Source organism: candidate division WOR-3 bacterium, assembly GCA_039803545.1.
GTDB lineage: Bacteria > Hydrothermota > Hydrothermia > UBA1063 > UBA1063 > UBA1063.
Genome location: JBDRYS010000002.1, coordinates 91,343 through 105,096 on the forward strand (window position 1 = coordinate 91,343; position 13,754 = coordinate 105,096).

16 protein-coding genes are annotated in these 13,754 nt (G+C 41.0%); 1 reads left to right on the top strand and 15 read right to left on the bottom strand.

Going from position 1 to position 13,754, the window contains the following annotated elements; all coding sequences use genetic code 11:
- Positions 1 to 11: 11 nt before the first annotated feature.
- On the top strand, positions 12 to 2,654 hold the full coding sequence (locus tag ABIM45_05400) for a hypothetical protein (protein ID MEO0239338.1): 2,643 nt from the start codon (positions 12 to 14) through the stop codon (positions 2,652 to 2,654).
- Here the strand turns inward: ABIM45_05400 and ABIM45_05405 are convergent.
- The 15 genes from ABIM45_05405 to rpmJ form a co-directional block, all read right to left on the bottom strand.
- Positions 2,638 to 3,060, bottom strand: coding sequence for a SoxR reducing system RseC family protein (locus ABIM45_05405; protein MEO0239339.1), 423 nt, complete (start codon positions 3,058 to 3,060; stop codon positions 2,638 to 2,640). The genes ABIM45_05400 and ABIM45_05405 overlap by 17 nt on opposite strands.
- A complete protein-coding gene (locus tag ABIM45_05410; GenBank protein MEO0239340.1) occupies positions 3,057 to 3,884 on the bottom strand; it encodes an RnfABCDGE type electron transport complex subunit B in 828 nt (275 codons plus the stop codon). The genes ABIM45_05405 and ABIM45_05410 overlap by 4 nt, the downstream gene beginning before the upstream one ends.
- 11 nt (positions 3,885 to 3,895) lie before the next feature.
- Positions 3,896 to 4,480: an electron transport complex subunit RsxA gene (gene rsxA, locus ABIM45_05415; GenBank protein MEO0239341.1), complete on the bottom strand. Its 585-nt coding sequence runs from the start codon at positions 4,478 to 4,480 to the stop codon at positions 3,896 to 3,898.
- 9 nt (positions 4,481 to 4,489) lie between these two features.
- Positions 4,490 to 5,095 carry an electron transport complex subunit RsxE gene (rsxE, locus tag ABIM45_05420; GenBank protein MEO0239342.1) on the bottom strand — a complete coding sequence of 202 codons (606 nt, stop codon included), beginning with the start codon at positions 5,093 to 5,095 and terminating at the stop codon, positions 4,490 to 4,492.
- Positions 5,095 to 6,045, bottom strand: a complete 951-nt coding sequence (locus ABIM45_05425; GenBank protein MEO0239343.1) for an FMN-binding protein — start codon at positions 6,043 to 6,045, stop codon at positions 5,095 to 5,097. Before ABIM45_05425 ends, rsxE begins: the two co-directional genes overlap by 1 nt.
- On the bottom strand, positions 6,042 to 6,998 hold the full coding sequence (locus tag ABIM45_05430; GenBank protein ID MEO0239344.1) for an RnfABCDGE type electron transport complex subunit D: 957 nt from the start codon (positions 6,996 to 6,998) through the stop codon (positions 6,042 to 6,044). The genes ABIM45_05425 and ABIM45_05430 overlap by 4 nt, the downstream gene beginning before the upstream one ends.
- Positions 6,995 to 8,311, bottom strand: a complete 1,317-nt coding sequence (rsxC, locus tag ABIM45_05435; GenBank protein ID MEO0239345.1) for an electron transport complex subunit RsxC — start codon at positions 8,309 to 8,311, stop codon at positions 6,995 to 6,997. The genes ABIM45_05430 and rsxC overlap by 4 nt, the downstream gene beginning before the upstream one ends.
- Positions 8,312 to 8,325: 14 nt before the next feature.
- Positions 8,326 to 8,916: an indolepyruvate oxidoreductase subunit beta gene (locus ABIM45_05440; GenBank protein ID MEO0239346.1), complete on the bottom strand. Its 591-nt coding sequence runs from the start codon at positions 8,914 to 8,916 to the stop codon at positions 8,326 to 8,328.
- A 9-nt stretch (positions 8,917 to 8,925) separates the two neighbouring features.
- Entirely contained in the window at positions 8,926 to 10,671 is a 1,746-nt protein-coding gene (gene iorA, locus ABIM45_05445) for an indolepyruvate ferredoxin oxidoreductase subunit alpha (protein MEO0239347.1), read from the bottom strand.
- An 80-nt stretch (positions 10,672 to 10,751) separates the two neighbouring features.
- On the bottom strand, positions 10,752 to 11,144 hold the full coding sequence (gene rplQ, locus ABIM45_05450) for a 50S ribosomal protein L17 (protein MEO0239348.1): 393 nt from the start codon (positions 11,142 to 11,144) through the stop codon (positions 10,752 to 10,754).
- Between the two features lie 10 nt (positions 11,145 to 11,154).
- Complete coding sequence (locus ABIM45_05455) at positions 11,155 to 12,171, bottom strand: DNA-directed RNA polymerase subunit alpha (protein MEO0239349.1); 1,017 nt, start codon at positions 12,169 to 12,171, stop codon at positions 11,155 to 11,157.
- An 8-nt stretch (positions 12,172 to 12,179) separates the two neighbouring features.
- Positions 12,180 to 12,809, bottom strand: a complete 630-nt coding sequence (gene rpsD / locus ABIM45_05460; protein ID MEO0239350.1) for a 30S ribosomal protein S4 — start codon at positions 12,807 to 12,809, stop codon at positions 12,180 to 12,182.
- A 6-nt stretch (positions 12,810 to 12,815) separates the two neighbouring features.
- On the bottom strand, positions 12,816 to 13,226 hold the full coding sequence (gene rpsK, locus ABIM45_05465) for a 30S ribosomal protein S11 (GenBank protein ID MEO0239351.1): 411 nt from the start codon (positions 13,224 to 13,226) through the stop codon (positions 12,816 to 12,818).
- Between the two features lie 14 nt (positions 13,227 to 13,240).
- Complete coding sequence (rpsM, locus tag ABIM45_05470) at positions 13,241 to 13,618, bottom strand: 30S ribosomal protein S13 (GenBank protein MEO0239352.1); 378 nt, start codon at positions 13,616 to 13,618, stop codon at positions 13,241 to 13,243.
- An 8-nt stretch (positions 13,619 to 13,626) separates the two neighbouring features.
- Entirely contained in the window at positions 13,627 to 13,740 is a 114-nt protein-coding gene (gene rpmJ / locus ABIM45_05475; protein ID MEO0239353.1) for a 50S ribosomal protein L36, read from the bottom strand.
- Between the last annotated feature and the right edge of the window lie 14 nt (positions 13,741 to 13,754).

The following is a 13,754-nucleotide window of genomic DNA, read 5'->3' on the forward strand; positions in this document are numbered from 1 at the left end:
TTAGCGTAAAAATGGGCGAGAAGGAAGCCGGAGAGCCCTTTCCTCTCCTCAAAGCGATAATAAGAAGCCTTGTATTAGAACAGAACTTTATCCCTGAAGATGAAGTCATAAAAAACGTAGTCAACTTTTTCCTTCCAGAATTTTTTAGTAGTAAAAATACCATCACGATTACTATGAACGAATCGAAGGTCCTCCCGGTAGTTGGCGAAATGCTCTTTGCATTCGCAGGAGATGAACGATTATTAATAACCATTGATAATGGTCATCTACTAACCAGTAGATGTCTGCTACACTTAGCACAAATTTTAAAGCAGGATAAAAATTCCCAAATCTCATTAGTAATGACTTCCAGAACCCAATCTCATATTTTAGAAGGCCTAAAAACGGTTGCGGATGAGATCCGCACCTTAGAGATACAACCTTTAATGCGTGAAGAAGTAAAAACGATGCTTTGGCAAATACTAAGGTTTGAACCTGATGAAGAATTCCTTGACTGGGTTATGGCTAAAACCGGTGGCAGACCACTGTACATTGACAAATTGTTAAATGCTCTACTGATATCTAAAAAGCTAATTCCAGGCGAAACGAAATGGATATTAAGCGACACATACTACACATTGAGTGAAAGCATCGCACTACCTTTAGCCGAGGAAATTCACTACTTAAACCCAAAAGAAAAAGAGGTTCTGGATTTTTGTGCTGTTTATAACATTGATTTCTCGATAGCTTTCGTGGCACAGGCTTTAGATTTATCTGTTTCAGAAACTCTGGAAATCTTCGATAACCTCGCAAGAAACGGATACATCGAAGAGGTTATACCATATACCATTTATCGCTTTTCGAACCCTTTCGTTCGAGAGGTCATCTATGCACAGATCCCAAAAGAAAAACGCACAAAAATCCACTTCAAAATTGCAAAAATATTAGACGAAAATCCTGAAGAAACGTCAAGACTTAATCCACAAGTTCTCTATGAGCATTTCATAAACGGAGGAATGGAAAGCAAAGCCATACCATACATCGAACTTTTGATTAAGAACTCCATTAAAAAAAGAGAATTCAAAAAGGCAATTAGATACATACAGAGAATTTTTGAAATTGCAGAATTTAAGCTGCAAGTTTCAGAAAAAATAGGTCTTATAAGACAAATGGGCATGTGCTTGAGATGTACAGGCGAATACGAGGAAGCTCTTAATAAACTAAAAATCGCACTGGATCTTGCCATAAGATACAATGAAAAATATGAAGAAGCTTTAATAAGACTCGAAATGGCCTGGATACAGCACGAATTGGAACTTAAAACAGAATTATTGCTCAATATTGAAGAAATCCTAAAAATTGCAAACCAGATAAAGAACAATGAAATTCTCGCAAAGGCGATGATTTACAAGGCGTTGTACTATCAAGATTTTGAGAAAAATGTTACCAAAGCTATTCTCACCTATGAGGAAATAATTGAGCTTATAAAAGAAGAGGAAAACCACGAAATTCTCTCGAAAATATATGGAAATCTTGGTAAATGCTATACGCAATTGAAGCAACACGCGAAAGCAAAAGAATCCTTCGAAATCGCTCTATACCACGCAAGGTTGTGCAACAATCCTGAATACTTGGCATCTATTATGTTAAATTACGGAACAACCCAGTTCATAATCCAGGACGTAGAAAATAGCAGAATAACCTTTGAAAAAACTTTTGAGTTAGTCAAAACGGAAAATATAACGCACCTATTGCCCCATGTCTTACAAAATCTTGCAATGATATATTCCAATTATGGAGAATATGCTATTAGTATCAGCTATCTCGAAAAAGCAGTGGAATATGCAAGAGAAATGAAATTGGAACTCGAGGAGCTGAAGTATTTACTATTGCTTTATGGGGTAAGATCATATCTTGGGGAACACAGGTACCTGGCTTCCAAATTAAATGAAATTCTTGAGATCTCCAAAAAGACTGGAAATTTAAACCTCTTAGAAAAGGCTGTTCAGTATCTTGTAAGAATTTACACTTTTCTCGGGGACTTCAACCAGCTGGAACAACTCCTAAGGGAAGTGCAAAATTTCAAAACTCCAAGAGAGAAGGTCCTTACGGAAATTCAAATCTTCGAGACACTTGCTGTGTTCTCTACCAATCCGGCTAATTTATTCCAATCCATCGAAAAGAGGAGAAGAGAGGCGATGGATAAACATGATTTTACAAGCGAAATTGGTTTCAGCACCGACCTATACCTTTACAAACTAATAACAAAAGACAGTGTAGATATCGACTTAGAAAGATTACTGGAAGCAGCTAATAGTATAAAATTAATTAGAGTTTACATTGACCTTTTGCTTTTCGAGTTCCTCCTTGGTAGAAACAGCAAAAAATACGTACAACTTTTGAAAAACTTCGAAGGTAAATTTAATTTAAAGCAGAAACTTTTATGGGAGATAGGGTTAAATCTAATGGAGATTTCATCCAAGACAAAGGAAGATATCGAGAACAAAGTTAGCGAACTCGAGAAAAAATTCCAAGAGATAGAATCTAAATATGCTCTGAATCTCCTTTACAGAAGTCTCCTGAACCAGCCCGTAGTTCAAGAAACAGACCTTCAGGATCTATACAAAAATAAACTTAACAACCTTGTAACTGACAAACTTAACTTTTACGTTTAATTTCAAACTCAAACAGAGATTCCGTAAGCTTTTTGTCAAACAGGCGAAGTACTAAGAAGTAAATAGCCATGAAAGCAAACCCGGTTAATGCAGACGTTAACTCTGATAATCCGAGGGAAACACCAGCATAATACCCAAGAACAAAGGCAATTATTGGAACTATAAAGATTAGAGAAGTGGCAGCAATAATTCCTGACACCTTCTCCTCTAAGATAACCTCGTCACCTGGTGCAAATCCATTACCTCGAACTTCTATAATGTCACCTTCGTCTTTCTTTCCGCCTATGCTACAGAACTTTGAAAATCCACAGGAAGAACAGGATCCGCCTTCTCTCAATATCTTAACAAGGTACTCACCTTCCCCAATCTTTTGAAGTACAATGCCTCTTAAGCTTTCTTTGTTCAAGATACCTTTACCTCAGCAAACTTCTTGTCTATTGCGATAGCTCCAGTTGGACAAACACTCACAACCTTTTCAGCAACTTCATCAACCTTATCAGGCTGTAAAATATATGCCAGGTTATTTTCAAGTTTCATGGCACCTTCCGGTGCATTCTTAACGCAAAGGCCACAACCTATACAGGCTACTTTACAATAACTCTTTGCAACAGGCCCCCTATCAAGACTCTTGCAGAAAACAAACACCTTCCTATCCACAGGTACCAGTTCAATTATGTCCCTTGGACATGCCTCAACACATTTACCACAGGCAGTGCATTTTTCTTCAATCACCTTAGGCAACCCATCCTCTCCCATATACATAGCACCAAAGGGACAGGCATCAACACAGTCACCGAAACCAAGACAACCATAAGTACATCCCTTATCACCCTTCAATGTAAAGTCAGCTACTCTGCAAGACTCTATCCCGTTGTACTCAGCCCTTCGCACAGCATTCTCTTTAGAACCATTACACATAACTTTTGCTACAAGCTTGGTGACAGTTACAACATCAAGTCCCAAAAAGTGAGAAATCTGATTAGCTACGTCCTGGCCTCCCGGAGCGCACTTTCCTGGGTTCTTTTCATGACCACTGGCGAGTGCCTCTGCATATCCTGCACAACCAGAATATCCACAGGCTCCGCAATTGGCACCAGGAAGAATTTCGAGAATTTTTTCAACCCTCGGATCTTCTTGAACTGCAAGCTTTTTGAAAGAAATTAATAAAAAGAGACCAAAAAAGAGACCAAGTCCAAGAGAAAGAATCAAACTGTAAACTATTGTGTTCATTTAAGACCTCCTTATTGCAGGGAGATTATCCCCGAAAAGCCCATAAAGGCAAAAGCCATAAGTCCAGCAATTATGAGGGTTATAGGTGCTCCCTTTAATGCCTTTGGTACATCTTTGGTCTCCAGTTCTTCCCTTATACCCGAAATTAGAAGTAATGCTATTGTAAATCCAACACCAGCGCCAAAACCCCAGAAAGTGTTCTCAATAAGATTATAATTTCTCATTGCTCCGAGAAGGGCAAGGCCAAGTACAATACAGTTTGTTGTGATGAGAGGAAGGTAAATCCCGAGAGCCTTGTATAGTTGCGGAGAAGATTTCTTAATTACCATTTCAACAAACTGCACGAGAACTGCAATGACAAAAATAAAAACAATCATCTGTAAAAATTCAAGGTGAAGGGGCCTCAAAATCAAATGGTCAAGAAGATTTGTTATTATCGCCGTCATCGTCATAACAAAGGTAGCGGCAAAACCCATCCCTATAGCCGAGGAAACCCTTGCTGAAACCCCAAGAAACGGGCATAATCCCAAAAAGTAAGTTAATATAAAATTGTTTGTTATTGCTGCGGCTAAAAATATTATTAAAGGCCTTAACATTTAGTCCTCCTATTCTTTTTTGGTCACAAAATTCATAAAGCCAATTAAGAGCGCAAGGGTTAAGAAGGCTCCAGGGGGAAGGATCATTACCAGTATGGGTTTATACCAGCTCCCAAGAATTTTGTATCCGAAAATCGATCCAAAACCTAAAAGTTCACGTATTATACCCATCGTCACAATAGTCAGAATGTAACCAAGGCTCATACCAAGGGCATCCATTATGGAAGGGAGAAGTTTATTCTTCTTAGTAAAAGCTTCCTGCCTGCCCATAATAATGCAGTTAACAACTATCAATGGAATGTAAGGCCCGAGGGCCTTCGAGATATCAGGGAACTTCGCCCTTAAAAAGAGATCAGCAATGGTCACAAAGGTTGCAATTACTATAATATAAACAGGAATTCTAACCTCATTGGGAACAAAATCTTTAATAAGCCCAATGACAAAAGAGGAGAAAAACAAAACGAACAGTACTGATAATCCCATGGAAATACTATTTATAACCGCGTTGGAAACGGCGAGAACCGAACAGAGACCCAGAAGCTGGACAAGCACAGGATTTTCTTTAAACAGGCCCTTTATAAATTCATATCCAAGGCTTCTTTTATTTGGGGCCATTATCTAATCTCTTTTTTTAAGTTTTCATAACCATTGTTTATGGCTGAAACTATAGCATCCTGGGTGACTGTGGCACCACTCACCACATCAAGGTCGCTCAACTTTAAAGGCATGGCTTTGTTACTTAAGCTTTTTAAAAATCCATCAAATTTTGTTCTCTCTGACATCACCTCTCCCGCAAGGGGAATAACTCCAAGAATCTTTTTTAAATCCTTGTCCATTGCGAGGAAAATCGAAATTGTATCACTATATCCCAGCGCTTTGGAAATTACACCATAGCCGATCAACGTGTTTTCCTTTCCTTTAATCAAATAATAATTTCCCGCTTTTTCCAGTTTAGCATTTGGAAAGCAATTAGCAAAACTTGTTTCCAAATCCCTCTCTGTACAAGTGCCACCAGCACCAGAAAGGTAATTTTTTAAGGCCTGTGCAGCAGCATTTACAATATTGGCGACAGACCTCGATGATATTGTCGCACCAGTTATGGCTTGAATTTGAGACTTAGTTTCGGGGGTCTTACCTTTTAAAACTTCAATGGGAGGAATCTTACCTGCAAATTGCTTTTTAAACCAATCTTCCACTATTCTATTACCAAGGCCCGGAGTTTCCACATTCTCTAAGATTTCTATACCCAAAACCTCGGAACCATCCTTATTGAAACCAACCATCATTTTTATAGGACCTTGAAAACCGGCACCTTCAATCATCACACCATAACCTATCACATTCCCCTGGGCATCTTTCGCCGCAAAGATAGAAGTGTGATCGTTGATTTTCACTTCCTGGTAATCAGAGGTTCCATTCACAACAGCGAGGAGTGCTTTTTTCTTTGCATTTTCAAGATTCTTCTCAATATCCCTTTGAGTGGCAACATAAGTATAAGCCAAAATTCCTCCAGCAATCACTATGACGAGCGTTAAAACAAAAACCATTTTAAATTCTCTGTTCATTTCCGCACCTCCCCGAGAATTCTCGGCTTAGCTAACCTGTCAATCCATGGCCTTAAAGTATTCACAATCAAAATGCTGAACATTACCCCCTCAGGATAACCTGAAAATAGTCTTATCAAAACCACCAGAAAACCTGCGATTATTCCGTAAATTATGCGACCACGAGGGGTTATTGGGGAAGTTACCATATCGGTAATCATATAAAAAGCGCCCAACATTAAACCACCAGCAAGAATGTGGAAAAGTGGATCAGGGTATTTATGGGGATTAATTAGCCACATAATGCCCCCGAAAAAGGCAACCGACAATATATATGAGAGGGGGAGCCTGTAATCCACATAGCCTTTTAAAATCAATATAAGCCCACTAATGAGAATGAGCAAAGCCGATGTTTCACCTGCAGAACCAGAAACGTTTCCAAAGAAAAGGTCTTTATAGGGGGTCAAAATCTTAGAAAACTTAAAGGCAGCAAGAGGCGTAGCACCGGTAAAGGCATCGGGTTTAATAAACCTTGTGGGAGTCCAAGTAGTAGTGTCTACAGGGAAAGCAGCCATAAGAAATGCTCTCCCAATTAAGGCAGGATTAAATATATTCTGGCCAATACCACCAAAGAATTGTTTCGCAAACACAATCGCAAAGGCCGCTCCAAGAGCCGCTTCCCATAGGGGGTATTTGGGGGGGAGGGTGAGTGCGAGAAGGATTCCAGTGATTACAGCACTTCCATCGAGGCACTGTTTCACATCTCTTCCTCTCAGTTTCAACATGATGGCCTCAGCCACAACGGCCGAAATTGCGCTCACAACCATTACAAGAAGCGGGTAAAATCCGAAAAAGTAAACGGCGCCAGCAGCAGGGAAGATAAGGGAAAATACAGTAAACCACATCACCTTCTTCACGCTTTCATCCGTTCTTATATGGGGCGAAGCCGATAAGATAAAAGTTTTTTCACTCATCCCAACCTCCTTAATTCCTGCTTGCCATATTTAATCCATTGAACATGGTTTATTCTGGACGGGCAAACAAAGGCGCAAGAACCACACTCAATACAATCAAGAAGTCCATATTTTTCCTTTGCCTCAACAAATCTTTTGGCCTTGATATAATCTACAAGCATCAGGGGTAAAAGTCCCATAGGGCAAACATCAACACACTTCGAACAGCGGATACAGTTATATTCCACAAAAGTTTTTGCATATTTCTTAGTAAAGAGCAAGATTCCCGATGTGCCTTTTATCACCGGGACTTCAAGGGTGTATTGAGCGATACCCATCATTGGACCACCATTTATAACCTTTACGACATCCTCTGTCATTCCACCGGTCATATCAACAACATCCTGAAATCTCGTTCCGATTCTGATAAGATAGTTTCCACTCCCCTTGACACCATCACCAGAAAGGGTTGTCACCCTTTCGATTAAGGGTTTCCCAAATCTCACCGCCTCGTAAACAGCTAAGGAAGTCTGGACATTCTGCACTAAACATCCAACATCCATCGGTAAGCCACCACGAGGTACCTCTCTTCCAGTCAAAGCTTTAATTAGCTGTTTTTCAGCCCCTTCCGGGTACTTAGTTTTAACGACCTTGAGCTCAAATCCTTCAAAATCTTTTAAAACTTCAGAAACCTTTTTTATAGCTTCGGGTTTGTTATCCTCTATCGCTATGTAAACCTTAGAGGCGTTTAAGGCCCTCTTTATGAGGAAGGCACCCCATAAAACATCGGTGGGGCGTTCCTGTAAGATCCTGTCATCGGCAGTGAGGAATGGCTCACACTCAGCGCCGTTAATTATCACGGTATCAATAGGCTTTTCCTTAGGAGGAGAAAGTTTTACATGGGTCGGGAATGCAGCACCGCCAAGTCCAACGATTCCAGCTTCTCTTACTGCATTGACAATTTCTTCTGGTGACGATTCCTGCCAGTTAGGCCTTTCCTTTGGTTCTTCAAACCATTCATCTTTCCCATCTGCTTCTATCACAATTGCAGGATAAGAAGTTAGAAGCACTGGATGGGGATGCTCAATGATAGTCTTAACTTTACCCGAAGTGGGCGCGTGAATTGCAGCAGAGATGTAACCATCAGCCTCGGCGATCTTCTGTCCTTTCTTCACTTCGTCACCCCTTTTAACAAGAGGCTTAGCAGGTTTCCCCGTGTGTTGTATGAGTGGGAGATACAGGGTCTGTGGGACCTCCAATCTCACAATGGGTTTGGAAGTGGTCCACTTATTGTAAGGAGGATGAATTCCTCCCTTAAAAGTGTACTTAACCATACAGTGGGCTCCTTTTATTTTTTGTAGTAATTTTTGCCCAGATAAAAAGCCTTTAAATTGACCTCAATCGTCTCTTTCTTAACGTTGTCTGAAATGACCTTCTCCCAAACTTTATCTTCAAAGGGTAAGAAGTTCGAAATCACCCCAAGCAAGACCGTATTTGCTGTCCTCGCGTCCCCCGCTTGTCTCGCTAAATCCGTTGCTGGGACTAAAATCACCTCTGCCTTTGCTTTATCCCTTATCTGGTCCTCAATGTTCGTAGGATAGGTATCCAGCTTAAGAGAAACAGTCGTAGGTATTATTTCAAGGTCGTTTATAACAACCTTTCCTCCCTCCTCCTTTAAATAGTGAACCCAGCGTAACGCTTCCGATTTTTCAAAGGAAAGAATAATGTCACAAGCACCCTTTTCAACTAAAGGAGAATACACCTTTTTCCCAAAACGAACATGACTCACTACACTTCCACCTCTCTGAGACATTCCGTGAACCTCGCTCTTCTTTGCATCAAGACCGACTTCCATTGCAACCTTTGCGAGAATTTCCGAAGCAGTTAGGATCCCCTGGCCCCCTACGCCCGCAATAATAATATTAAAAATTCTGTCCATTTTCCCCTCCTAAGATATTGCACCAAAGGGACAAACCTGAATGCAAAGATCGCAACCAACACAAAGAAGCTCAGAAATGTAAGCCTTCCCATCCTTCATGCTGATCGCAGGGCAGCCGAGCTTTATACACCCCATACACTTTTCTCCTCTACATACATCAGGATTAACCTTTCGCTTAGGCCTTGCCGCCTGTTTCTTTCGTTCCTCTGGAAGTAATGCACAGGGCCTCTTTGAGATTATCACAGCTGGCTCATCCAGCTCCATAACTTCCTTGAGTACATCCCTTGTCCCTCTTAAGTTGTGAGGATCAACTTCATAAACCTTATCTATACCGCAAGCCTTTACAATTTCCTTTATATCTACAGCCTTTGTTGGTTCTCCCTTTGCAGTTTTACCGGTCCCCGGATGGTCCTGATGCCCCGTCATAGCGGTTATACGATTATCAAGGATAATGATCTTCGTGATACCCTTGTTATAAACTATGTCAATAAGCCCTGGAATACCTGTGTGAAGAAAAGTAGAATCGCCAATCACCCCGAAGAGCTTCTTCGAAAAATCCTTCCCCCTCGCCAGTTCAAAACCAAAGGCATTGGTAATTCCGGCTCCCATACAGATTGTGGTGTCAATAGATTCATAGGGAGGCAGTGCACCTAAGGTATAGCATCCGATATCTCCCGTCACCGTAGCCTTTAATCTCCACAAATTGTAAAAAATCCCGGTGTGTGGGCACCCTGCACAGAATACAGGGGGCCTCGCAACCGACTTCAAGGGTTCAGGATGTGGTAATTCTGCACCAAGCACTCCCTTTCTCACAACCTCAGGGGAAAGCTCATCGCAAAGGGGTATGTACTTCTTGCCTTCAACCCCAGTGTAACCAAGAATTTTGATCTCTTCTTCAAGAAAAGGTTCATTCTCCTCTATTACTATAATTCTTTTAACCATATTAGCAAACTTTTTGAAAAGGTCTACGGGGAAAGGATAAGACATTCCCAGCTTTAGAAAAGTTGCCTCCGGGAAAACCTCTTTGGCGTACTGGTAAGAAATCCCACTGGTCACGATCCCAAGAGAGGGGTCCCCCTCTTCAATTCTGTTCAGATTGGTTTGAGAAGCAAACTCCTGGAGCTTCTTCAACCGCTCCTCCACCACATAATGCCTTACCCTGGCGTTTGACGGCAAAATAACATACTTGCGGAAATCTTTGACATAATTCTTAAGTGGAACCTCTTCTCTCTCGCCGAGTTCAACTACTGTTTTTGAGTGTGAGAGGCGCGTCGTCATCCGGAAAAGCACGGGGGTATCAAACATTTCGGAAATCTTAAAAGCCTCCTTGAAAAAATCCTTGGCTTCATGAGAATCAGAGGGTTCAATAAGAGGTAACTTTGCGAACTTGGCATATCTGCGATTATCTTGTTCATTCTGAGAAGAGTGCATTCCAGGGTCGTCACAGGTCACTATTACAAAGCCCGCATTAATTCCCGTATAAGATGAGGTAAATAAGGGATCAGCAGCCACATTTAAGCCAACGTGCTTCATCGAAGTCATGCTTCTTGCACCTGCTATTGCTGCACCAAGGGCTACTTCAAAGGCAACCTTTTCGTTCGTTGACCACTCTGCGTAAATTTCCTTGTACTTTGCCACATTTTCAAGTATTTCCGTAGATGGAGTACCTGGATAAGCTGTTGCTACCCTTACACCAGCCTCCCATGCGCCTCTGGCAATAGCTTCATTGCCAGATAGCAATTCCTTTTTACCCATGTTGGCCTCCAAGGATTATAAGACTAAGAGATATCTTTGAAAAAGAAGAAAAAAGAAAAAGAAGCGAAAGGCTGATTAAATCAGCCTTCCGCTTTAAGTTCAAAAGGTTTTTGTGGTTGTTCAAGGAGCTCCAGAATCGCCATTTGTGCATTGTCTCCCTTCCTGGGTGGGAGCCTCAAAATCCTGGTATACCCCCCATTCTTATCTTTAAATAGAGGGGCTATTTCCTTGAAAAGTCTCTCAAGGATCCTTCTGTCATTATTTAAGTACCTTGCAGCCAACCTTATGGATGCAAGGTCATTTTTCTTCGCAATGGTTATTAACTTTTCAATGAGTCTTCGCGTCTCTTTAGCCTTAGGAAGGGTAGTCTTAATTCTGCCGTGAATTATAAGTGACATAACCTGGTTTCTTAAAACAGCTTCTCTATGTTCTTTAACCATCCCAAGCTTTTTAACTTTTTTAAGGTGCCTCATTCGCTACCTCCTAAATTTCGTATTCCTTCAAGTTCATTCCAAAGGTGAGTCCATACAAAGCGAGTTTCTCTTCGATCTCCTTAAGAGACTTTTCCCCGAGATTCTTCATCTTTAAAATGTGTTCCTTATTCAAAGTAACCAGTTCCTTTATTTTTGTAATGCCCTCATCCTTCAGTACATTGAGAGTACGCTTTGAAAGCTCAAGTTCATCAATATCCTTTTCCAAGAGCTCCTTGATTTTCATCTTCTTTTCATAATCAATCACTGGCCTTACTTCTTTAAATAGTTCGGTCTCTTGCTTAAAGCGCGAGAAAACATCAAGAATAAGGTCTACCCCATATTGGAGGACCTCATCCGGGGAAACGGTGCCATCTGTCCACAACTCAAGAGTCAGCTTCTCAAAATCGGTTCTGGCCTTCACTCTCACATTTTCAACAGTGAAATTAACCTTAGTAACAGGAGAAAAGAGTCCATCCATCTTTATATAGCCTATCGGAAGGTCATCTATGTTTATATCCTCGGCTGGTACGTATCCTCTCCCATGAACAGCGTAAAGTTCCATATTCACGACAACATCATCTCCAGTAATGGTGAACAGATGTTGATCGGGATTAACAATGGCAACATATTCAGGCGTTTTTATATCTCCAGCTTTATACTCTCTCTTTTCCTCCGCTCTCAAACTCAGGGTTGCTTTCTTCTCAATTTCAGGTTCAAATTTGATCCTAACCTTTTTAAGATTGAGAATGATATTTGTTACATCCTCATATACGCCGTCCATAGCGTAGAACTCATGGGGAACTCCATCAATTTTTACTGCAACAATCGCATAACCAGGAATAGAAGAAAGAAGTATTCTTCTCAAAACATTTCCAATAGTGTGTCCGAAACCTCTTTCGAGGGGAGAAAATACGTATCTTCCGTAATCATTAAGTACCTCCTCCTTGTAAACACCAAGGGGGAGGACATACTTGACATCCTTAACGAAACTAAAATCGATACCTTCCTGTTTCTTATATACTGGCATAAGTTACCTCACTTAGAATAAAGCTCTACAATCAATGTTTCGTTAATCGGGAATGTAACGTCGCTTCTCTCAGGCAACCTAACGACTCTCCCTCTAAAATGCTCTTTATCGAGCTCTAACCACGTTGGAACATCAAAGGTCTTTCTTTCTTCAAGACTTTCTACCACAAAGGGTATATTCCTTGAGTTTTCTCTTACTTCAATAATATCATTAACGTAAACGAGATAAGATGGGATATCAACCTTTTTACCGTTAACCAGCACATGACCATGTCTCACAAGTTGCCTTGCCTGATTCCTTGACTTGGCGAAACCCAATAAATAACAAACATTATCGAGCCTTCTTTCCAGTAAGCTTAGCAGATTTTCCCCAGTATTACCCGGCATCTTTTTCGCCATTTCAAAGTATCTTCTGAATTGAGCCTCTAAAACACCGTAAATCCTCTTAACTTTCTGCTTTTCTCTTAGCTGCATTCCGTAAATAGATAACTTTTTCCGAGCCGCACCTGGGGGCGCACCAGGAACAGACTTTCTTCTTTCAAGAGCGCATTTGTTGGTTTTACAACGATCGCCCCTTAAAAATAACTTAATACCTTCTCTTCTACACAATCTGCACTTTGGGCCAGTGTAACGTGCCATAGCTAATTAAACCCTCCTTCTCTTAGGTGGTCTGCACCCATTATGAGGTATTGGAGTTACATCTTTAATACCGATGACTTCAAGACCGGCAGATTGAATAGCCCTTATTGCCGTTTCTCTACCTGGTCCAGGGCCCTTAACCCAGACTTCAACCTTCTGGAGACCCAAATCTTTTGCTTCTTTTGCAGCTTTCTGGGCCGCAGAGCCAGCAGCAAAAGGTGTTCCTTTTCTGGTTCCAGTAAACCCGACCGTTCCTCCGCTTGCCCACGTGATGGTATTGCCCTTCAAATCAGTAATAGTCACAATAGTATTATTAAAAGTTGAATAAACATGAGCAATCCCTACGGGCTCAACTATTTTTGCCTTTCTCTTTCTTCTCTGTGCTTGCGACTCCCTCGTTTTCTTAGGTGCTGCCATATATACCGCCTCCCTTACTTACCTGCTGTTTTCTTCTTTTTAAACATGTTTCCTCTCGGACCCTTACGAGTTCTTGCATTGCAACGGGTTCTCTGTCCTCTTACGGGAAGACCAGCTTGATGTCTCAACCCTCTGTAACAACCTATGTCAATCAACCTCTTGATGTTTCTCTGAACTTCAGCCCTTAAAGCTCCCTCAACCTTATATTTGGAAACCTCGTCTCTGAGCTTAGCAACCTCTTCTGGCGTCAAATCCTTCGTCTTCTTGTCGGGTGAGATTCCAGTAGCTTCAAGTATCTTCTTTGCCGTTGAGAAGCCTATTCCATAAATATAGGTCAGGGCCACAAGAATCTTTTTATCTCTTGGTAAGTCAACACCAGCAATCCTTGCCATTTTCCCTCCTAACCCTGTCTTTGCTTGTGTTTAGGGTTTTCACAAATAACCATTACCCTTCCCTTTCTTTTAACAATTTTACATTTATTGCAAATCTTTTTGACAGAAGACCTTACCTTCATTAAAAAATCCTCCT